This window comes from Candidatus Cloacimonadota bacterium, assembly GCA_034722995.1.
Lineage (GTDB): Bacteria > Cloacimonadota > Cloacimonadia > JGIOTU-2 > JGIOTU-2 > JAGMCF01.
Genome location: JAYEOL010000027.1, coordinates 1 through 19,842 on the forward strand (window position 1 = coordinate 1; position 19,842 = coordinate 19,842).

The 19,842-nt window shown below is 33.6% G+C and carries 17 protein-coding genes; 10 read left to right on the forward strand and 7 right to left on the reverse strand.

Annotated features, from left to right (window positions below; genetic code table 11):
- Nucleotides 1-113: 113 nt before the first annotated feature.
- The 7 genes from U9R23_03735 to U9R23_03765 all read right to left on the reverse strand — a co-directional run bounded on the left by U9R23_03735 (nt 114) and on the right by U9R23_03765 (nt 9,624).
- Complete coding sequence (locus U9R23_03735; protein ID MEA3475539.1) at nt 114-2,162, reverse strand: urocanate hydratase; 2,049 nt, start codon at nt 2,160-2,162, stop codon at nt 114-116.
- Nucleotides 2,163-2,324: 162 nt separating this feature from the next.
- Nucleotides 2,325-3,041: a hypothetical protein gene (locus U9R23_03740; GenBank protein MEA3475540.1), complete on the reverse strand. Its 717-nt coding sequence runs from the start codon at nt 3,039-3,041 to the stop codon at nt 2,325-2,327.
- A 3-nt stretch (nt 3,042-3,044) separates the two neighbouring features.
- Complete coding sequence (gene murI / locus U9R23_03745) at nt 3,045-3,869, reverse strand: glutamate racemase (protein ID MEA3475541.1); 825 nt, start codon at nt 3,867-3,869, stop codon at nt 3,045-3,047.
- Between the two features lie 178 nt (nt 3,870-4,047).
- Nucleotides 4,048-4,866, reverse strand: coding sequence for an orotidine-5'-phosphate decarboxylase (pyrF, locus tag U9R23_03750; GenBank protein MEA3475542.1), 819 nt, complete (start codon nt 4,864-4,866; stop codon nt 4,048-4,050).
- A gap of 155 nt (nt 4,867-5,021) precedes the next feature.
- Nucleotides 5,022-6,668 (reverse strand): DNA polymerase III subunit gamma/tau, encoded by a 1,647-nt coding sequence (dnaX, locus tag U9R23_03755; protein ID MEA3475543.1) that lies wholly within the window; start codon nt 6,666-6,668, stop codon nt 5,022-5,024.
- Nucleotides 6,669-6,843: 175 nt separating this feature from the next.
- Nucleotides 6,844-7,485, reverse strand: coding sequence for a lactate utilization protein (locus tag U9R23_03760; protein MEA3475544.1), 642 nt, complete (start codon nt 7,483-7,485; stop codon nt 6,844-6,846).
- A 114-nt stretch (nt 7,486-7,599) separates the two neighbouring features.
- Nucleotides 7,600-9,624 carry a T9SS type A sorting domain-containing protein gene (locus U9R23_03765; GenBank protein ID MEA3475545.1) on the reverse strand — a complete coding sequence of 675 codons (2,025 nt, stop codon included), beginning with the start codon at nt 9,622-9,624 and terminating at the stop codon, nt 7,600-7,602.
- 112 nt (nt 9,625-9,736) lie between these two features.
- Between U9R23_03765 and U9R23_03770 the strand changes: the two genes are divergently transcribed.
- The 10 genes from U9R23_03770 to U9R23_03815 all read left to right on the forward strand — a co-directional run.
- Entirely contained in the window at nt 9,737-10,978 is a 1,242-nt protein-coding gene (locus U9R23_03770; GenBank protein MEA3475546.1) for a DUF1015 family protein, read from the forward strand.
- A gap of 85 nt (nt 10,979-11,063) precedes the next feature.
- Nucleotides 11,064-12,002, forward strand: coding sequence for an aspartate carbamoyltransferase catalytic subunit (locus tag U9R23_03775; GenBank protein ID MEA3475547.1), 939 nt, complete (start codon nt 11,064-11,066; stop codon nt 12,000-12,002).
- A 272-nt stretch (nt 12,003-12,274) separates the two neighbouring features.
- Complete coding sequence (locus U9R23_03780) at nt 12,275-13,546, forward strand: dihydroorotase (protein ID MEA3475548.1); 1,272 nt, start codon at nt 12,275-12,277, stop codon at nt 13,544-13,546.
- A 258-nt stretch (nt 13,547-13,804) separates the two neighbouring features.
- On the forward strand, nt 13,805-14,560 hold the full coding sequence (locus U9R23_03785) for a dihydroorotate dehydrogenase electron transfer subunit (protein MEA3475549.1): 756 nt from the start codon (nt 13,805-13,807) through the stop codon (nt 14,558-14,560).
- Nucleotides 14,561-14,692: 132 nt separating this feature from the next.
- Nucleotides 14,693-15,592 (forward strand): dihydroorotate dehydrogenase, encoded by a 900-nt coding sequence (locus U9R23_03790; protein MEA3475550.1) that lies wholly within the window; start codon nt 14,693-14,695, stop codon nt 15,590-15,592.
- Between the two features lie 83 nt (nt 15,593-15,675).
- A complete protein-coding gene (pyrR, locus tag U9R23_03795) occupies nt 15,676-16,212 on the forward strand; it encodes a bifunctional pyr operon transcriptional regulator/uracil phosphoribosyltransferase PyrR (protein ID MEA3475551.1) in 537 nt (178 codons plus the stop codon).
- A 181-nt stretch (nt 16,213-16,393) separates the two neighbouring features.
- Complete coding sequence (gene nth, locus U9R23_03800) at nt 16,394-17,053, forward strand: endonuclease III (GenBank protein ID MEA3475552.1); 660 nt, start codon at nt 16,394-16,396, stop codon at nt 17,051-17,053.
- Nucleotides 17,054-17,092: 39 nt separating this feature from the next.
- Nucleotides 17,093-18,034 carry a patatin-like phospholipase family protein gene (locus U9R23_03805; GenBank protein MEA3475553.1) on the forward strand — a complete coding sequence of 314 codons (942 nt, stop codon included), beginning with the start codon at nt 17,093-17,095 and terminating at the stop codon, nt 18,032-18,034.
- A 183-nt stretch (nt 18,035-18,217) separates the two neighbouring features.
- Nucleotides 18,218-19,054: a type II restriction endonuclease gene (locus tag U9R23_03810; GenBank protein MEA3475554.1), complete on the forward strand. Its 837-nt coding sequence runs from the start codon at nt 18,218-18,220 to the stop codon at nt 19,052-19,054.
- Nucleotides 19,055-19,098: 44 nt separating this feature from the next.
- Nucleotides 19,099-19,842, forward strand: a 744-nt coding sequence (locus tag U9R23_03815; GenBank protein ID MEA3475555.1) for a site-specific DNA-methyltransferase, incomplete at its 3' end; no start/stop codon positions are given.

The window sequence follows — 19,842 nt, forward strand, 5'->3', positions numbered from 1 at the left end:
TTTTTCATATTCATAAGTAAGATTATAAACACCATTATCCCGATTCACCCTTCGTCCCGATTTATCGGGACTACGGAGAACGGGTATATCGGGAGTGTTAGATCGGATTTGTATTATTTCTTAAAAGTTTTTTCAACCAATTCTTCTATAAATCTGGATTCAGGAATAAAGGGGATGGTTATCTGCCCAAATTCTTTATTTCGTTTATTCCATTCAATAGCAGTTTCAATAGCATTAGAATTTCTTGCCCAGGCTCTACGAGCCACTCCACCCATAACATCCCAATCTAATGCTGATTTGATTATCCTGTCAACTCTTTTGCTTCCATCTAAAACAAGACCGAATCCGCCGTTGAACGCCTTTCCAATTCCAACGCCGCCGCCATTGCTTTCAACAACCATTGTCATACCGCGTGCAACATTCCCAGCAAAGCAGTGTATAGACATATCGGCGCAAACATTGCTGCCATCCTTGATATTAGCTGTTTCACGAAATGGTGAATCAGTACCGCCAGCATCGTGGTGGTCTCTGCCAATCATAATTGGTCCGACTTCTCCATTTCTAACCATTTCATTGAATTTTAATGCGATTTTAATTCTTCCTTCAGCATTAGCATAGAGAATTCTTGCTTGAGAGCCGACCACTAATTTATTCCGCTCTGCATTTTTTATCCAATTATAGTTATCTCTATCTTGTACACGGCGCGTGGGGTCTATACATTCCATTGTAGCTTTATCAGTTTTCATCAAATCTTGATGATTTCCGCTTAAGCAAACCCAACGATATGGTCCATATCCATAATCAAAGCAGATAGGACCCATAATATTTTCCACATACGAAGGAAAGATAAAACCTTCTTTTGGATTATTATTTATAGCGATTGAAACTGCACCAGCATCAAAAACTGCTTTCATAAAACTGTTGCCATAATCCCAGAAATGAGTTCCTCTTTCAGTCATAATTTTGATTAACTCAAACTGTTTCTTTAAAGATGCATCTACTTTTTGTTTAAAGGCATTCAAATCTTTTCTAAGCAGTTTTCGTCCTTGTTCAAAAGTTATACCCTGAGGAGTGTAACCTCCTTCGTAAACAGCATGGCAGGAAGTCTGGTCTGATGCTAATTCTACCTCAATATGATTATCAACAAGATATTGCCACAAATCAACAACATTGCCGTAATATCCGATAGAAGTTGCTTCACCTTTGCGTTTGCTTTCTTGCATCCAGTCAACAATTTCTTTAAGATTATCTGAGTATTTAGAAAGCCAACCTTGTTCTAATCTATTTTTTATTCTGGAAAAATCAACTTCTGCAATGACGCCGACTCCACCAGAAATTTCTACAGCTTTTGCTTGAGCGCCACTCATTCCACCGAGTCCGGAAGATATGAAAATATGTCCTTTAATATCCTTATCTTCAGGAATACCAAGATATAACCTTCCTGCATTAAGCAAAGTTAAATAAGTTCCGTGCACAATCCCTTGAGGACCGATATACATCCATCCGCCTGCAGTCATCTGTCCATAATTTGAAACTCCCATTGCTGCTGCTGTATGGAAATCATCAGAATTATCATACATACCAACCAATAGACCGTTTGTGCTAATTACTCGGGGGCTTTCAGGTCGGGAAGGAAATAATCCAACAGGATGTCCTGATGCAACAACTAATGTTTGCTGGTCTGTCATAATTTGCAGATATTTCTTTATCAATTGATACTGCATCCAGTTTTGGCAAACCTGTCCGCTTTCTCCATAAGTAACTAATTCATAAGGATATAATGCTACATCAAAATCCAGATTATTGTCAATCATTACTTGGATTGCTTTGCCTTCCAAAGTATTTCCTTCATATTCATCAATTGGTTTAGCTTTTATCTCACCTTGCGGGCGATAACGATAGCCATAGATTCTTCCGCGAGTTTTCAATTCTTCAAGAAATTCGGGTGCTAATTTTTCATGCAATTCAGATGGGATGTATCTTAATGCGTTTTTCAAAGCAATTTTGATTTCATTTTTGCTAAGATTAAGACCTCTATCCGGAGCTTGCCTGATATCAGGCTGAAATTCTGGGTTTGGTGGCAGTTCTTCTGATAATTTAATTGTCATTGCTTTTGATACATCTCCAATGGATCCACCTTTGGTGGAAAAGTTTTTATTCATAATGTTTATCTCCTTTTTAACCTCATCCTTAATCCTTCTCCTTCAGGAGAAGGAATCCATCCCCTCTCTTTTTCCGAAGGATCTGCCTTTGGCATGATAGGAGAGGGCCTGCCCCGTGTAGTAATTTTCTCTACTACACGGGGTAAAGGTGAGGTTTATAACTTACATTATTATCTTTGTTACAAGCTTATTTTCAACCTTTTCAAAATATGGTCCTAACTTTGATATATCTAATCCGTCTTCATCAATAATTTTTGACTTAGACGCAACAACATAAACAGGTTTCTGAAAATAATTTGTCAATAGTGCTAATTGTAAAGAACCAACTTTATTAATAAAAAAACTATCAGTAATAGCATCAGCACCAATTAATACAAAATCTACTTTGGAAACATACTTTGATATTTCAGAATCTTCTATAAGTGTAGAATTTATTTTTTGTTCTTCAAAGAATTTATGCAAATATTCACCTTCGCCAAGAGGAAGAGAATGGCAACAAAAAATTTTCGGAATTGAGGTTCTATATCTTTTCACAATTTTACGAACAGAAGAGCTATTGCTGAAGGTAAGTAAATATCTTGGTCTTGAAAACAGAAAAGAAGCATTTTTAATATATGATTTATCAGACAACAAACTAATGAGCTTTTTCAAATTATCATCGCTAATATCATTATTTTGTAAAAAATCTTTTATTTTCAAGATTGGAACCATCACGGGAAATTGCTCAGCAGATTTTCTTAAGAACTCTGTAATTCTTTCCTCTTTATTTTTTAAATGATATAATTTTTTAATTATTTCTAATGCATGTTTGGATAATTCTTCTGCACCAGAAGTTCTATTTAAAAGAAATTGCTGTATTTGTTCGTCAATCTGTGGCATAATTTATATTTGTTTTTCAAAATTATCAACTATCCATGCATCAGAAAAATATACTTTATGAACATTCTCCAGGTCCTGTTTTAATATCTGTTTTCCTGATAATTTAAACTTTTCAGGATTATCGCTGATATAAAATGTATTATTTCCAATTCTTTCCCCGGAAGATTCTTCAGAAAAAAATTGTTGTATCTTCTGTGCTACTGTTTCTGCCGAATCTACTAATTGCACATCTTTTCCAACAACTTCTTTGATAACTTTTTTCAACACAGGATAATGAGTACAACCAAGTATTAAAGTATCTATTTTTTGTTCAATTAATTCTGCGAGATATTCTTTTATTATCATTTTTGAAACTTGATGGTCTATCCAATTTTCTTCAACTAATGGGACTAACAATGGTGTGGCTTTACTAAAAATATAGCAATCTTTAGAAAGTGCTTTCAATGATTTTTCATAAGAACGGCTCTTTATCGTTCCATAAGTTCCGATGATGCCAATTCTTTTATTTCTGGTTACCTCAAGTGCTTTTATTGCTCCTGGCTCAATGACACCTATAATTGGAATGTGAAAATGTTTCTTTAGTTCATCTATTGCATAAGCAGAAGAGGTATTGCACGCCACAACAAGAATTTTAATATTCTGTCTTATTAAAAAAGTTGCATTCTGAAGGGAGTATTGTATTATTGTATTTTTAGATTTTGAGCCGTAAGGAACACGAGCAGTATCACCAAAATAGATAATATCTTTTTCTGGTAATTTCTTTCTAATTTTTCGAAATACAGTAAGACCACCTACTCCTGAATCAAAGATTCCTATTGGTTTATTCATAAATTTAACGCATCCTAAATATTTTATGTGTCAACCCCGTGTAATACTATATTTCACGGAGTCAACCCAGATGCTACTATTTATTAAAATAATCATCTTTTAAAAACAAAACATATAAAGTATATTACACGGGGTCAAGTTTTGAAGCTTCAAATAAATATCAAATTTTAAATTAAGATTATATATTTGAATTTATTCTATTGTTTAATTTATTCGCAGTAAGTCCAGCATCTTTTGCAAAATCTTTTGAGTCTTTATCTTTACTGGCAAATATTATCCCTCTCGATGAATTGATCAAAATATTTGGTTCGTTTTTTCCAACAGCATTTTGCATCACAATATTAAGGTCTCCACCTTGTGCACCAATACCTGGAATAAGAAAAACAGTGTCTGGTAAAAATTTTCTAATCTCTTTAACTTCTTCATCATTGGTTGCACCAACAACTATCCCAATATTATCAATATCCCATTCTTTAATTTTCTGGCAAATACGAATATATAGCTTCTGCTCATTTTTATCTTCAAAATTCAAAAAATCATTACTTGATTTGTTTGAAGTAAGTACCAATATGAAAATATATTTGTCTTGATATTTTAGTAGTGGTTCAATTACATCAAATCCCATTAATGGATTAACAGTTATTGCATCTACATTGAACTCTTCAAAATATGCTTTTGCATATTGAGTCATCGTATTTCCGATGTCACCTATTTTCACATCAAGAATAATAGGAATATCAGATGGGATATAGGATATTGTTTTTTTCAATGCAGAAAGTCCTCTATTACCATCAGAAATGTAGAAGGCAAGATTAAGCTTGTAAGCAGCAACATATTTGTGCGTTGCATCAATAATTCTTTTATTGAATTCCCAGATAGGGTTTTCGTAATTTTCTTTTAAGAATGAGGGTATTTTTAAAATATCACTATCTAATCCTACACAAAGAAGGGAATTATTTTTCTTTGAAATTTTTCTGTATTTTTCTATGAATTTCATATAAAATCCTTTAAGCCTTCAGCTTGTCATTTATAGTCATATGCTACTTCGTAGCGTTATAGATAGTCATTAGGACAATTTGGCTTAATGACAGCAAAGCGTTATGACAATAAATGACGGCTTTAGCCATTTTGACAGCGTAGCGTTATAACTCATCACTCTCTTGTCTGCCCAACAATATAGCCATCAATAGTATCAATCATTTCAGCGAGTTTTGGAGATTCTTGTTTTATATCTTCAATAGTGGGATTGTTAATATATTTCTTTTTCTCAGTTTGAACAAGTTCAAAATCAATTTTGGCTCGGGTTCCAAAATGATTTATTAGCAATCGTGTAAGTCTTTCAGAAACATCGTTAAGTGTCTGATATGCTAATTTAGATGTGGTAGTATAATGCAAGAAATTATTTCTGATTGATTTCAATTTAATTTTTGAAAGATAAATAGCACTAACTGGCATTTCATTTCTTACTTCTTTTTCTATTTCTGCCCATTCTTTATCTAATAGTTCTTTAGTAATATTAATTTTTTTAAGATCTTCTTCTCCAGTTTTTGCAGTTTGAACAATTTCAGGTTCTATACCAGGTTTTTCTTTCTCAATTCTTTTTCTGGAGACAGTTTCAGAAGTGAATTTAATTTTTGCAGGCTTAGTTTTCGGGATATAAGATTTTTGTGCTTGTTCAGCAACAATCATATCTGACTTTAATCTATCAATAGAAACTAATTTCTTCAAGTTAGTTAATTTCAATAATGTGGTTTCAAGAAGAAGGACTGGATGTGAAGAGATTTTTAGTTTTTCTTTTGTATCTATTAGAATAGTAATCGCATATAAAAGATTTTCTTCAGAGAATTTTTTGCTGAATTTAGTTAATTGCGATACATCATCAGAATGGACTTCCTCAGGAGTTATTCCAATTTTCAGCATTAAAATATTTCTAAGATATTCAATGAAACCAAGCGTAAGTTCATTAATGTCATTTCCTTTAGCAACTGTATTATGGAAATTTTCTATAACTTCTTTATCATCATTTTCAACAATATTTTTAATTAGAGTGTGATAAAAATCTATATCAACTATTCCAAATATTTGCAGGACATCATTTTTTGCGATTTTCTTTTTACCCAGGGATAGAATCTGGTCAATTAGACTTAAAGCATCTCGTAGACTGCCATCCGACTTTTTAGCAATTAGGAATATTGCAGAGTCTTCAAAATCTATTTGTTCGTAAGGTATAATCTTTTTTATCTGGTTGATAATTTCCTGAATTGGAATTCTATGGAAGTCGTATCTCTGACAGCGGGAGGTAATTGTTGGCAGGACTTTATGCGGTTCTGTGGTAGCAAAAATGAACTTTACATTTTTCGGCGGCTCTTCCAGAGTTTTAAGTAAGGCATTAAAAGCATTTTTAGACAACATATGGACTTCATCAATAATGTATATTTTGAATTTTGAACTTTGGGGAGGATACAAAAGTTCATTTTGCAAACTGCGTATATCATCCACCCCTGTATTTGATGCACCATCAATTTCAATAACATCTGCAGAGGTGGAATTAGTGATTTCCAGACAATTCTTGCATTTATTGCAGGGTGTAATTGTTGTTCCTTCTTTGCAATTGAGTGCCTTTGCGAGAATGCGTGCCATTGAAGTTTTGCCAACTCCACGAGGTCCGGTAAAAAGAAATGCTTGAGCAATATGGTCTGTTTTTATTGCATTTTTTAATGTCTCTGTAATATGCTTTTGTGCAACTAATTCATCAAATGTTTGAGGACGATATTTTCTTGCTAATACTAAATATGACATACTCTCTCCTGCAGGCATTTTTGTCAAAAATGATTACTATTGTAATGTTTGTCAAAAAAAGAAGATAATTGTTTGATTTAATAAAAGATTACAAAGGTTCTGAGCCCTTATACACGCAAAGGGGTAGGTGTAGGTTAAATCTGCACCTACCCGAACTTTTTTCTGTTCGGTAGGATTAAAATCCCAGTTTCTCATTTATCAAGAAAATTTTTATCCTATCTGGAAAACTTTGCTTCATCGTAATTACCAAATGGTTACAGATTCGTTCTGGACTGTCACAATCTTCACAGAAGCCTGATTCTACACAAGGGACATTTTTATTTAATCTTTTTGCATTAATTGGTGCTGCATAATCAAAGATTCTATCAATAGCTTGTTCACTATTATGAACTATTTTATTCATACCAACAAATAGAAATACCTTTTTGGGACCAAAGGTAATAGCAGCAACACGGTTGCCATATCCATCTATATTTACAAGCTCTCCTTCCCAAGTAATGGCATTGGTTCCTGTGATGAATAAATCAGCAGTGAGAGCCTTTTTACGAAGCGCAAAAACCTCATCCCTTGATAAGCCGGGTTTATATGGATTTATTAAATTGTAATCATTTTGAACTAAATAATCAAAAAGTCCAATTTCTTTTACAGTAGTGGAACCGCCAAAACCAATACCTGCATTTTTATCAATTTGAGCAATTACACTTGTAAGACATTCATCTTTGGTTTCAAAAATTTCAATTAAAAATCCGTTTTTTTCTAATGCAACTTTTGTTTGGTTAATTAGCAAATCGTTATGCCATTTAACAAATTCTGACATTTGAACTCCTATGTTTTGCCACAAAGGCACCCCGATACAGTCATTCTTCCTTACGGGGCAAGCAAAGACACAAAGAATTTAGTTCTGATAATATTCAAAATATTAAATGACAAACTATCTTAACAAAATCATTTTTTTAGTAATAGATTGGTTTCCACAATTGAGTTGATACAAATAGATTCCATTTGGAAGCTCTCTGCCATTTCCATCTCTAACATCCCACTCAACTTTGTTAATTTTGAATTTTGAATTTTGAATTTTGAATTGCTTTACAAGCTGTCCTTTTACATTATAAATTCTTATCTTTGTGTCCTTCGTGTTCTTTGTGGTTAAAAATGAGATTGTAGTTGTATTTTTCACCGGATTGGGATAATTATAAAGCAATATCTCAGGTGATGGCATTTCTTGCTCTTCATCTACTGCTACAATATCACCAAAATTTATCTTGAAACTGCAATAGGTAATCTGTCCACCGGTAGGGGGCCCTTGCCCTTGAAGGTATGAGCCATAATCATTATCATCAAAATAATACATATAAACCTGCCCCCAACCATCTCCTAAATCTACAATCTGGTCACAAATGTATGGATAAACTGTGATTTGGTTCGCAAAACCTGGAAAGACTTGACTGTAAATATCAGTAAGTTCAATAGGTTCTGTCCAGTGCTCGCCATTATCTTTTGAAGCAGAAACAAAAATAATTGGATGCTCTAAATAATCTTGATATGCAGTATCACCATCTTCGGCAAACATTAAATATGTTCCATCAGCCCAAACCTGCACCATCCAGTTGTTGTCAAGATTGGTAGCTTGTTTTTGTCCATTCTCATGAAATATTAAACCTCCACCGTCATATCCGCTAACTGCATGACTGTAATGAACCAATGTATCTCCATTCTCGTCAATTTCCCATGGCACAGGTGGCCAGACATTACGCCATTCTACAATATCGTCACCAAACCAAACCATTTCACAAGCAGAAATAAAATGAGTAAGATAACAATACCCTGTAGGATAAGTAAATCCATATCCTCCAGTATAGCACCAATGCAGATTACCCTCCCCGTCAAATAATGCTGTGTTATGAAAACCTAAAATTAGAACCTCAATGGAATCAGGCACATTACCTGGGGGATGTTGGAATTGTAAGAGATTTTCTATTGCTGGTGGCATGCCAAAATCATACAGGGTCCATGTTTCACCATAATCTAAAGATTCATAGACAAAGAATCCTTCTTCAACTGGTGGATTGGGTGGCACTTCAAGATAGGCAGCATAGCCTATAAAGGCAATTCTGCCGGGATTTTGCTTATCAATTGCAAACGACCAGTAAGGTATAATATCCTGTTCACACCAATCTGTAAACATTGGGTCGCCATTTTCATTTGTAATCTGATTATTAAGCCAACCTGGTTGAATTATCTCCTCTGGATTTTGAATGTCCTTATAAATTATCTGAACATTCCCATAAATAATGCCTATATTAGTTCTTAATACATATACACGAGCATAACCATCACCAAGCGGAGAATTACCTACAAATACCTGTGGCCCGAGAAATTCATTGCCTAAGGTATCAGAGCTTGGGATATAGTAAGGAGGTGCCCAGAAACCAGGAAAAATGTTGAGATCAAAATCATCATAAGTAATAGGAGTTACAGAAATTTCATCCCAGCATTCGTGCCAAGAAACAACAGGATTTCCGCTGTTTATTATATTAAGAATATCAATTGAACCATATCCTTGCCAACCATAATAAGGGGGACTGGTAATGATTTCTGGTACGAAAATCGTACTATCACTATAAATATAAAACCAGTACATTCTACGATTAGAAGTAGTAGAAGATTGGGCGTGAAAAATACCATATAATCCATTACCATTTCCCTCATCCTGCCATCTTAATGAATAGGGTGTATATCCACCTGGCATATAGTCATAATAACTTGTCATCAATTCAGTTGGAAGACTTATAAATTCCCATTCAGGTGCAGGGATTGTGTCATACCTTGTGTTAATATTTCTTATTTCTGTTTCAATGGGATAATACTTCATATTTGGCTGGTTTAATTGTCCAAATAGAGTTGTAGAGAATAAGGTAATTAAAATAAAGCCAATAATTAAACTATTTTTTGTCATTTTTCACCTCCATAACCTTTTTGATTTAAAATAGATTTTTTGTCAAGAAATAAAATATTTGACAGAAAATTTAGCAATATATTGTTACGGAAAGAAAAATAAAGAGGAGTCTATGCCAGATATAAAACCATTCAAAGGATTGCGACCCGAACCTAATCTTGCAGAAAAGGTTGCCTCTCCGCCTTATGATGTACTCTCTTCTGATGAAGCAAGAGAACTTGTAAAAGATAATGAATTTAGTTTCTTACATATTTCTAAACCTGAAATAGATTTGCCTAAAAATGTAAATCAATATGATAAAAAGGTCTATAAAAAAGGTGCTGAAAATCTAAAAAAGTTTATAGACAAACAAATATTAATCCAGGATGAGAAACCCTGCCTTTATATCTATCAATTGATTATGGGTGAACATAAACAAACTGGTATTGTTGCCGGAGCTTCTGTAGAAGATTACAATAACGGGAAAATAAAAATTCACGAGTATACAAGAGCTGATAAAGAAAAGGATAGAGCAACACATGTATATGTTCTTAATGCAAATACAGGTCCTGTTTTCCTTACATATCATGCAAAAGTCTCAATAAATAATATTGTTCAAAATATTCAAAAAAATAAACCAATTTATGATTTTACAAGTAATGATGGAATAAAACATACAATTTGGAAAGTTGATGATACTATAATGATTGAGCAAATTCAAGCAGAATTTGATAAGTTGGATTATTTTTATATCGCAGATGGTCATCATCGTTCTGTAGCCGCTTCTCGTGTTCAAGCAATAAAAAGAAAAAATAATCCAAACCATACAGGCGAAGAGGAATATAATTATTTCTTATCAGTTATCTTTCCAGATGACCAGATGTATATTATGGATTATAATAGAGTGGTTAAAGATTTAAAAGGTTTTTCTGAATCCAGGTTTTTAGATAAAATAACTGAAAAATTCGGTGTAATGAAGCAGAACTCTCAATTCAAACCGTTAGAGAAACATACTTTTGGAATGTATTTAAATAATTGTTGGTATAAATTAAAAGCTAAACCTGATACCTTTGACAAAGAAGACCCTATTGAATCTTTAGATGTAAGTATATTACATAAAAATCTTATGGAACCAATTCTTGGTATAATAGACCCAAGAAAGGATAAGAGAATAAATTTCGTAGGTGGTATTCGGGGTTTACAAGAATTAAAAAGGCTTGTTGATAGTGGAGAATATAAAGTGGCTTTTGCGCTTTATCCAACAACTATTCAGGAACTTATGCGAGTAGCAGACGCAAACAAAGTTATGCCACCAAAATCAACCTGGTTTGAGCCGAAATTACGAAGTGGATTACTAGTTCACTTGCTTCGATAAAAAATATATATTAAAAAACAACGAAAATGGCATAACTGTAAATCACATCAAATCTTAAGATGCATTATATGTTGCGGAGAGAACTATGTCTGATAGGTTAGATTTTTCTGGCAGAAATTTATATGAACTTGATAGCTACTCAGTATCAGAGATAGAGACTATTTTTGAAACTGCAAAGATTATGAAACAAATCATCAAACGGGATTACAAGAAGATTCCAACACTTCGTGGGAAGACAATTGCTACACTCTTTTTTGAGGAGAGCACAAGGACAAGAATCTCATTTGAATTGGCAGCAAAAAGATTAAGTGCTGATGTGATAAGTTTTTCTTCAACCGGCTCTTCTGTGAAAAAAGGTGAGAGTCTGCAAGATACAGTATACACTCTTAATGCAATGGGAATTGATTTATATGTTGTAAGGCATAGCTGCCCTGGTGTTCCTCAATTAGTGCATAAATATTCTAACAAACCTGTATTAAATGCCGGTGATGGAAGACATTCTCATCCGACACAGGCTTTACTTGATATGTTCAGTATATGGGAAAGAAAAGGTTCTTTAAAGGACTTGAAAGTTACTGTTGTTGGTGATATTTTGCATTCGCGAGTTGTTCGCTCAAACCTAATTGGTATGAGTAAAATGGGTGCTAAAGTAACTATTTGTGGACCCCGCACCTTGATGCCTCCAAAAATTGAAGAAGTATATGATGCAAAATGCGAATATGACTTGATAAAAGCTGTTAAAGATGCTGATATAATTATGGGATTAAGAATGCAATTAGAAAGACAGGCAGAAGGCCTTTTCCCAGGTTTAAGTGAGTATTCAAAAAGATATGGACTAAGTAAAAATGTATTGAAATATGCAAAAAGAAATGTTCTAATTATGCATCCAGGTCCAATGAATAGAGGAGTAGAAATCTTACCCGAAGTTGCTGATAGCGAGCATAGTATCATTATTGAACAAGTAACAAACGGGGTTGCAATCAGGATGGCTATACTCTTCTTAATATTAGGTGGGAAAACATAAAATAGTCATAAGATTCGCTAATTGGCGGGTCGTCATAAGTGGTTATAACAATTCACTTCGTTCTCTGTCATAATAGCTGAAGCCGTCAGAAATAGTCATAACGCTTCGCTGTCAAATGGCTAAAGCCGTCATTACGCTTTGCTGTCATTGGGTCATTAAGGTTAGAAGATGACAATTTATGACGATTCGTAGAATCTTATGACGCTCCGGCAGGGGCATATGACTATATTTGACGCTCCGTAATGAGCAAATAACCCTTTTCTGGAGAAAATATGATTTTGCTAAAGAATGGTTTTGTTTATTTATCATCTGAGAAAAAATTTGAGAGATTAGATATTTTGATTGATGGAAAGTTTATTAAAAAAATTTCACCGAATATTACTACCAACTCTGCAGTTACTTACGATTGCAAGGGCAGGTATATCTTCCCGGGTTTCGTAGACTTACATTGTCATCTTAGAGACCCAGGGTATACATATAAAGAAGATATTGAATCTGGTGCAAAGTCAGCTGCAAAAGGTGGGTTTACTTCTATCTGTTGTATGCCAAATACTAATCCAACTATTGATAATATTTCTACAGTGAATTATGTAACTCGTAAAGCACGAGATGTTGGAAAGACAAAAATATTTGTAATCGGAGCTATGTCAAAAGGTTCACAAGGCAAGGAAATTGCGAATATCGGCTCTATGATTAAAGGTGGAATTGTAGCAATTAGTGATGATGGTAATTGTATTCAAAATGCCAAGCTTATGCTTAATGTTATGCGTTATGTATCAATATTTAAAATACCCATTATCTCACATTCAGAAGATTATTCACTTTCTAAAGATGGTCAGGTTAATTATGGCTATATGTCTACGAAATTGGGACTGCCAGGCATACCAACTTTAGCAGAGGAAATTATGGTTAGTAGAGATATTATGCTTGCTGATGTAACAAATACCAATATACATATTGCGCACGCATCAACAAAAAGAACCGTGGATTTAATCAGGTATGCAAAAAAACAGGGTATAAAAATAACCGCAGAAGTCACTCCGCATCATCTAATCCTTACGGAGCAGGCATGTGAGAATTTTGATACAAATACAAAAATGAAACCCCCACTCCGTTCTGAACAAGATAGGCAAGCACTCATAAATGGATTGCTTGATGATACTATTGATATTATTGCAACTGACCATGCACCTCATTCTGACTACGAAAAGGAGTTAGAATTTATCAAAGCACCGTTTGGTACAATTGGTTTTGAGAGTGCTTTTCCTGCACTTTATACAAATTTTGTGAAAACTAAAAAGATAAAATTTGAAAAACTTATTGAGAAAATGACATCCCGCCCTACAGAAATAATTGGGAAAGAACTTGGTAAAATTGAAGAAGGAAAGCCTGCTGATATTACTGTTGTTGATCTAAATAAATCATATACATTTACTGAAGAAGAGATTTTGTCAAAGTCAAAAAATAGCCCTTTCCTTGGAAATAAATTCTGGGGAAAGATAGAAATGACTATCTGCGATGGAAAGTTTACTTGGAAGATATAATATTAATAGCCACGAAGACCCAAAGACACGAAGTTTATTTTGGAGTGCGAAAACGAATCCGTCAGCTGACGGATGAACTTTTCGCTTTGATGATTCGCTGTCCTGTCCCGACAAATCTGGCTCAGCCTCTGGCTGAAAGTTCGTCGTTTCACTCCTCGTTTCAGCACTCCTACTTTTAAATTGTTTAAGTGCTATTACGGAGTGCGAAAACGAATTCCGATTTATCGGAATGAACTTTTCGCAATTAAAGGCTAAGTAATGCTTTACAAATTATTACCAATAGTTGAAAAAGAAATTATTAATAATAAATATTTCATCCTTACCTTTTCCAATTATGATATGGCAGGCCAATGCTATCCAGGACAGTTCTTTCGGCTAAAAAATCCACAACAAAACTTTCCCATTTTACCACGACCATTTAGTATTCACAATGTATATGAGAATAAAGTATCATTCCTGATTAAAAAGGTTGGAACAGCCACTATTCAATTTTCTGCGATGAAAGTTGGACAAAAGATAGCCTTGTTGGGTCCTCTCGGAAATGGTTTTACTCTTCACCAAAATAAGAAGATATTAATTGTCAGTGGCGGTATTGGATATGCACCATTCCCTTTTTTGGTTGGTAAACTTAATCAAATGAAGAATGAGATATTTTTTTTTCATGGTGGGAAAACTGCCGAAGATATTTTTTCAAATGATGTAATAGATTTTACTGAAGATGGCTCAATAGGGGAGGAAGGTCTTGTTACTGATGGAATTGAGCAATTTTTGCAGAAAAATCAAGTAGATGTTGTGTATGCTTGCGGTCCTCAAATGATGTTGAAAAAAGTTACTGAAATTTGCAAGCAGTTTAATATTGATTTGCAAGTTTCGTTAGAGACGATAATGGCGTGTGGAATAGGGGTTTGTTGTGGCTGTACTATTCGGATAATTGAGAATGGAAAAATGGTTTATAAAAAAGTATGTAAAGATGGTACTGTTTTTGATGGATATAAGGTTGTCTGGAATGAATAAGATTAAAGGTAAAAGGCAAAAGAATAAAGATAGAAAGTTAAAGGTTAATCTGTGTAAATCTGCGTAAATCCGTGGCAAGATTAAAGTATTAGCGTTTTTCGCGTCCATCCGCTGTTTAAATTAAAAAATAATATGGCAGACCTAAAAATAAAAATAGGAAAAATGCTCTGGAAAAATCCAGTGACTGTAGCATCAGGAACTTTCGGATTGGAATATGCAGAATTATTTGATATTTCACAACTTGGTGCAATTGTTACAAAGACAATTACTTTACTTCCAAAACCGGGAAATGAACCACCAAGATTAGCAGAAACAGAAGCAGGTTTGCTTAATTCCATTGGTTTACAAAATCCTGGACTTGAAAATTTTATAAAGAATGATTTGTCCGAATATCAAAAATTTGATACTAATATTATTGTTAGCATCGCAGGAAGTTCAATATCAGAATTTGGAGAAGTAATTCAAGAACTGGACAGACAACCCGAAATTGATGGATACGAAATAAACATTTCCTGTCCTAATGTGGAAAACGAGGGAATTGCTTTTGGAACCGATAAAGGAATTGTGCATAATTTAATTTCTCATTTGAGAAAAATTACTAACCGGACAATTATAGTTAAACTAACCCCGAATATAACTTTCATAGAAGAAATTGCAATATCAGCAGAAAAGGCTGGAGCTGATGCGCTTTCATTAATCAATACTGTTTATGGAATGGCAATTGACATTGAAACAAGAAAGCCCAAAATAAAAAATGGTATTGCTGGATATTCTGGAATTGGGATAAAACCTATTGCATTACAAAATGTATATAAAGTTGCAAAAGTTGTGAAAATACCAATTATTGGAATGGGTGGAATAAGAAATACTAATGATGCATTGGAGTTTATTATTGCAGGTGCTTCTGCAATTGCAGTCGGAACACAGAATTTTGTAAATCCATTGATTTGTTTAGAAATAATACAAGGATTAGAAAAATATCTTGATGAGCAAAAAATTCAGTATAATGATTTAATTGGTTCTGTAAGATAGTTGAATTAGTTTAATTGGTTGAATCAGTTGAATCAGTTGAATCGGTGAATTAGTTTAACCAGTTTAACCAGTTTGGAGGCATCTTGAAATTTAAAAAGAAGATTATAGATGAGAAGGAATTGGAACGAATCCTAAAGCGTTTGGCAAATGAAGTGATTGAAAAAAATAAAGGCTGCAAAGACTTATATATTGTAGGCATCCATACTCGTGGAGTTCCGTTGGCAAAGCGGATTACTCATTATATTGAAAAATTTGAGGATGTGAAAATTCTTGTCGGCTCTCTGGATGTAACTCTCTATCGTGATGACCTTGCACATATTGAGCATCAACCTGTAATTAAAGATTCACTTGTTAGATTTGATATAGAAGGCAAACATATCTTGCTTATTGATGATGTGCTGAATACAGGCAGAACCGCCAGAGCCGCGTTAAATGCTCTACTTGACTATGGCAGACCTGCTTCAATCCAGCTTCTTGTAGTCATTGATAGAGGACATCGTGAATTGCCAATTCAGGCAGATTTTATAGGTAATAAAGTCCCAACTTCAAAAGGTGAAGTAATAAAATTATATTTAAAAGAAATTGACGATAAGGATGAAGTTGTTATTTATGAAAAGTAGAAAACGCTTCGCTGTCGTATACACCTTCGGTGTGTCATTAAGTCAATCAAGTAACTTGCCTGAACTTCGGACAATATTTGGCGCGACAAAGTAGCATATGACTATATTTGACGATTCGCCAATCGGCGAATCTTATGACGCTCCGAAGGAGTCTTGGTTAGGTATTCGCAACTAACTTCCTATGATTGATAATTCTAATATTGGAAAGATTCTGAAAATTCTAAAAAACGAATATATAAAAAATAGAAAGCCGATTGTTACTGAAATTTCGGAAAGAGGTAAAGACCCATATAAAATTTTAATAGGAACTTTACTCAGCTTGCGAACAAAAGATGAAGTAACAAAACAGGCTTCTAATAAACTCTTTTCAGTTGCTGATGTGCCTGAAAAAATTGTAAAACTATCTCAAAAACAAATTGAAAAACTTATCTTCCCTGTCGGCTTTTACCACAGAAAAGCAGAAAATATCAAATTGGTCTCAAAAATTATCTTGCAAAAATATGCGGGTAAGGTACCCGATGAGTTAGATAAGTTACTTGCTCTGCCAGGTGTTGGCAGGAAAACTGCAAATCTTGTCCTTGTATTAGGTTTTGATAAATTCGGCATCTGTGTAGATACTCATGTTCATCGCATATCTAATAGATGGAGTTTTGTAAAAACTAAGTCTCCTGAAAAGACAGAGTTTGCTTTGCGAGAAAAACTTCCTAAAAGATATTGGAAAATTTATAATGACTATTTAGTTTCGTTTGGTCAAAATATATGCAAACCAATTTCTCCTCTTTGTTCGAAATGCAAGATAGAAAAATGGTGCCCAAAAATTGGAGTAAAGGCAAGAAGGTGATATTAAATAAGAAAAGAAAATCTAAAAGGAGTGTAGATTATGGCTAATTTTCATCCAAAAAATATTCTTGTGCTTGGAGGCGGCGGTGCCAGAGGACTTGCACATATTGGAGTGCTTGAAGTATTTGAACAAGAAGGTATTAAATTTGATGCAATAATCGGAACAAGTATGGGAGCTATTGTTGGAGGCTATTATTCCCAAAATGGTTCACTAAATGGGCTTATAAAAAAAGCAAAAGAGTATATAAAAAATTCTGCTTTCCTTAATTCTAAAATAAAATTTTTTGCCGCCAAAGAAGGCAAAAATTCTCTAAATCGTATGATAAATTTTCTAAAGCAAGAATATGTTGTTTCAAAACTTGTTAACGAAAAGTATATTGTAGATGGAGAAAAACTTAATAAGGCTATCTCAAATTTCATTGCAGATGATGATTTAGAAAATTTTAAAATTTTTTTTGTTCCTGTTTCTGTTGATTTAAACACAGGAAAACCGATAGGCATTGAGAAAGGTTCTGCAATTAAAGCGATTCGGGCAAGTGCATCAATTCCCGGAGTTTTTGAGCCTGTGTATTGGGATAATATGGAGCTTGTAGATGGTGGGGTTGTCAGCACAATCCCAGTTCATATTGCAATGAGATACCGACCTAAAACAATAATTGCCGTTTCTGTTGATAAAAAATTTTCCAAAGAAACTCATAAAAATGGTATTGAATTATTACAAAAGGCAGAAGAAATTACAAATTATCAGTTAAACGCATTAAATATAAGTTTAGCTGATGTTATTCTTAGACCAAATGTGGAAAATATCACATGGGCAGATTTTTCAAGAGTGGATGATTTTGTTGAAGCCGGAAGAATAGAAGCGAGAAATAAATTAAAAACGATAAAGAAAGCTATGAGAATTGGTAATAATATATTCAATATAAAAAGATTTTTTAGATGGAGTGCAATCCATATTTCTAAAGAAGATATGTATGATTAATTTATGGCAAGTGGTTATTGGCAAAATCGGTTTTGCTTGACAAAGTAATTTCAAAAAAAATAAAAGAATTTAAAGGTGAAATACACGACATATTGTGTGAATACCCACGAATTCGGGTGGGTTCACGACACTTTTTGTCATGAGTACATATCATTATCAAAATTTTCCTTAAAGAGGTAAGATATGGATAAGAGAGAACTTGGTTCAAAGACTGCAAAAGGTGGATTTGCAAATGAAAAAGCTATTTGTAAAAAGTTTAATGCCTGGAAAAAGGATATAGAAGCACAAGAATGGCTTAGAATAATGGGGTATGATGTTAAAAAACTTGATTCTGTAAAAGCGATTCAAGTTCCTACCAGAATAAAAAGGAGTGATTTAAGTAAGTTTGGAGTTAGTGAAGAAGAATATGAGCAGTTTGTGAGATTCAAAAAAGCCGATGCTCAGATAAGAATTATCATAAAGATTGGAAACATTCTTAAAATTGAGAATTTATCCCTAAAGAAAGCAAATAAAGATGCTGACTATAATCAAATTGATAAAAGAAGTGTTGACGGCTATCAAGAGATGTGGAAATTCTCGGATGAAATTGCTTTTTGGCTTAAACTTTTTACAGGAGAATTAGAGCCTAAAAAATACTCAAAAAAAACCGGCATTAAAAAATTCAGAGATAAAAGACGCTTGTTCTTGAACGAAATGTCAGAAGTGATTCAAAATAAAATTATTAAATTTTTTGATAGAAATAGAATTATAATAATAAGCGATATAATCAAGGGAAGAGGTGGATTATCGGCTGATTGGATGTTAGTTACAAGACTTAACAAAGAAAATAAAACAACAACTTGGACACTTAAAGATATTAATGTTGTGATGAATTTCTTTGGCAAAGGGGAAGTGTGCGTTTCACCACGAGGAAGTTTATATATTGGAAGAATTACTACGCAAAGAAAAGGTGGAACTCCAGACCCGACAAAATTACAATTCAAGATAAAACCATGTCAGTTGTTCAAACTGGGAGAATGACAATGGAAGTGGACAAAATATATTTAGGCGACTGCATAGAAATTATGAGAACATTACCCGATGAATCTGTAGATTTAGTGTTTGCGGATCCACCTTTTAATATAGGAATAAAATATGATGTACATAATGATAATATGCCGTATGAAGACTACTATAACTGGTCAGAAAAATGGATAAAAGAAACATATAGATTACTTAAAAATAATGGAACAATATACATTGCAATTGGGGATGAGTTCGCAGCAGAGATAAATGTAATTTTAAAAAAGGCTGGTTTTTATTATAGAAATTGGATTATCTGGTATTATACTTTCGGGCAAAATCAGAGGAAAAAATTTAATCGTTCCCATACCCACCTCCTATATTTCACTAAAGATAAAGAAAGATTTACATTTAACGATAAAATTATCAGGGTTCCTTCTGCAAGACAGCTTATTTATAAAGATAAACGAGCAAATCCATTAGGAAAAATTCCCGACGATGTTTGGCAATTTTCAAGAGTTTGTGGAACTTTTAAAGAAAGGATAGGGAAACATCCTTGTCAGATGCCAGAAGATTTATTAGAATTAATAATAAAAACAAGTTCTAGAGAAGATGATTTAGTTTTAGATCCTTTCGGAGGTACAGGAACAACTGTAGCAGTTGCCAAGAGATTGAAACGAAAATTCATAACAATTGAAATTTCCAATGAATATTATAACATCATATTAAAAAGATTAAATGGTAAAGTTGCTGAGATAAAAAGAAATAAAAAAGTTGAGATAGAAAAACAAAAAACATTATTTGAT

What these genes read in the sequence shown, in the direction of transcription:
- U9R23_03735 (MEA3475539.1), bottom strand. Translation starts at nt 2,162, where the DNA reads ATGAATAAAAACTTTTCCACCAAAGGTGGATCCATTGGAGATGTATCA.
- U9R23_03740 (MEA3475540.1), bottom strand. Translation starts at nt 3,041, where the DNA reads ATGCCACAGATTGACGAACAAATACAGCAATTTCTTTTAAATAGAACT.
- U9R23_03760 (MEA3475544.1), bottom strand. Translation starts at nt 7,485, where the DNA reads ATGTCAGAATTTGTTAAATGGCATAACGATTTGCTAATTAACCAAACA.
- U9R23_03775 (MEA3475547.1), top strand. Translation starts at nt 11,064, where the DNA reads ATGTCTGATAGGTTAGATTTTTCTGGCAGAAATTTATATGAACTTGAT.
- pyrF (MEA3475542.1), bottom strand. Translation starts at nt 4,866, where the DNA reads ATGAAATTCATAGAAAAATACAGAAAAATTTCAAAGAAAAATAATTCC.
- dnaX (MEA3475543.1), bottom strand. Translation starts at nt 6,668, where the DNA reads ATGTCATATTTAGTATTAGCAAGAAAATATCGTCCTCAAACATTTGAT.
- U9R23_03770 (MEA3475546.1), top strand. Translation starts at nt 9,737, where the DNA reads ATGCCAGATATAAAACCATTCAAAGGATTGCGACCCGAACCTAATCTT.
- nth (MEA3475552.1), top strand. Translation starts at nt 16,394, where the DNA reads ATGATTGATAATTCTAATATTGGAAAGATTCTGAAAATTCTAAAAAAC.
- U9R23_03765 (MEA3475545.1), bottom strand. Translation starts at nt 9,624, where the DNA reads ATGACAAAAAATAGTTTAATTATTGGCTTTATTTTAATTACCTTATTC.
- U9R23_03780 (MEA3475548.1), top strand. Translation starts at nt 12,275, where the DNA reads ATGATTTTGCTAAAGAATGGTTTTGTTTATTTATCATCTGAGAAAAAA.
- U9R23_03790 (MEA3475550.1), top strand. Translation starts at nt 14,693, where the DNA reads ATGGCAGACCTAAAAATAAAAATAGGAAAAATGCTCTGGAAAAATCCA.
- U9R23_03785 (MEA3475549.1), top strand. Translation starts at nt 13,805, where the DNA reads ATGCTTTACAAATTATTACCAATAGTTGAAAAAGAAATTATTAATAAT.
- U9R23_03805 (MEA3475553.1), top strand. Translation starts at nt 17,093, where the DNA reads ATGGCTAATTTTCATCCAAAAAATATTCTTGTGCTTGGAGGCGGCGGT.
- murI (MEA3475541.1), bottom strand. Translation starts at nt 3,869, where the DNA reads ATGAATAAACCAATAGGAATCTTTGATTCAGGAGTAGGTGGTCTTACT.
- U9R23_03810 (MEA3475554.1), top strand. Translation starts at nt 18,218, where the DNA reads ATGGATAAGAGAGAACTTGGTTCAAAGACTGCAAAAGGTGGATTTGCA.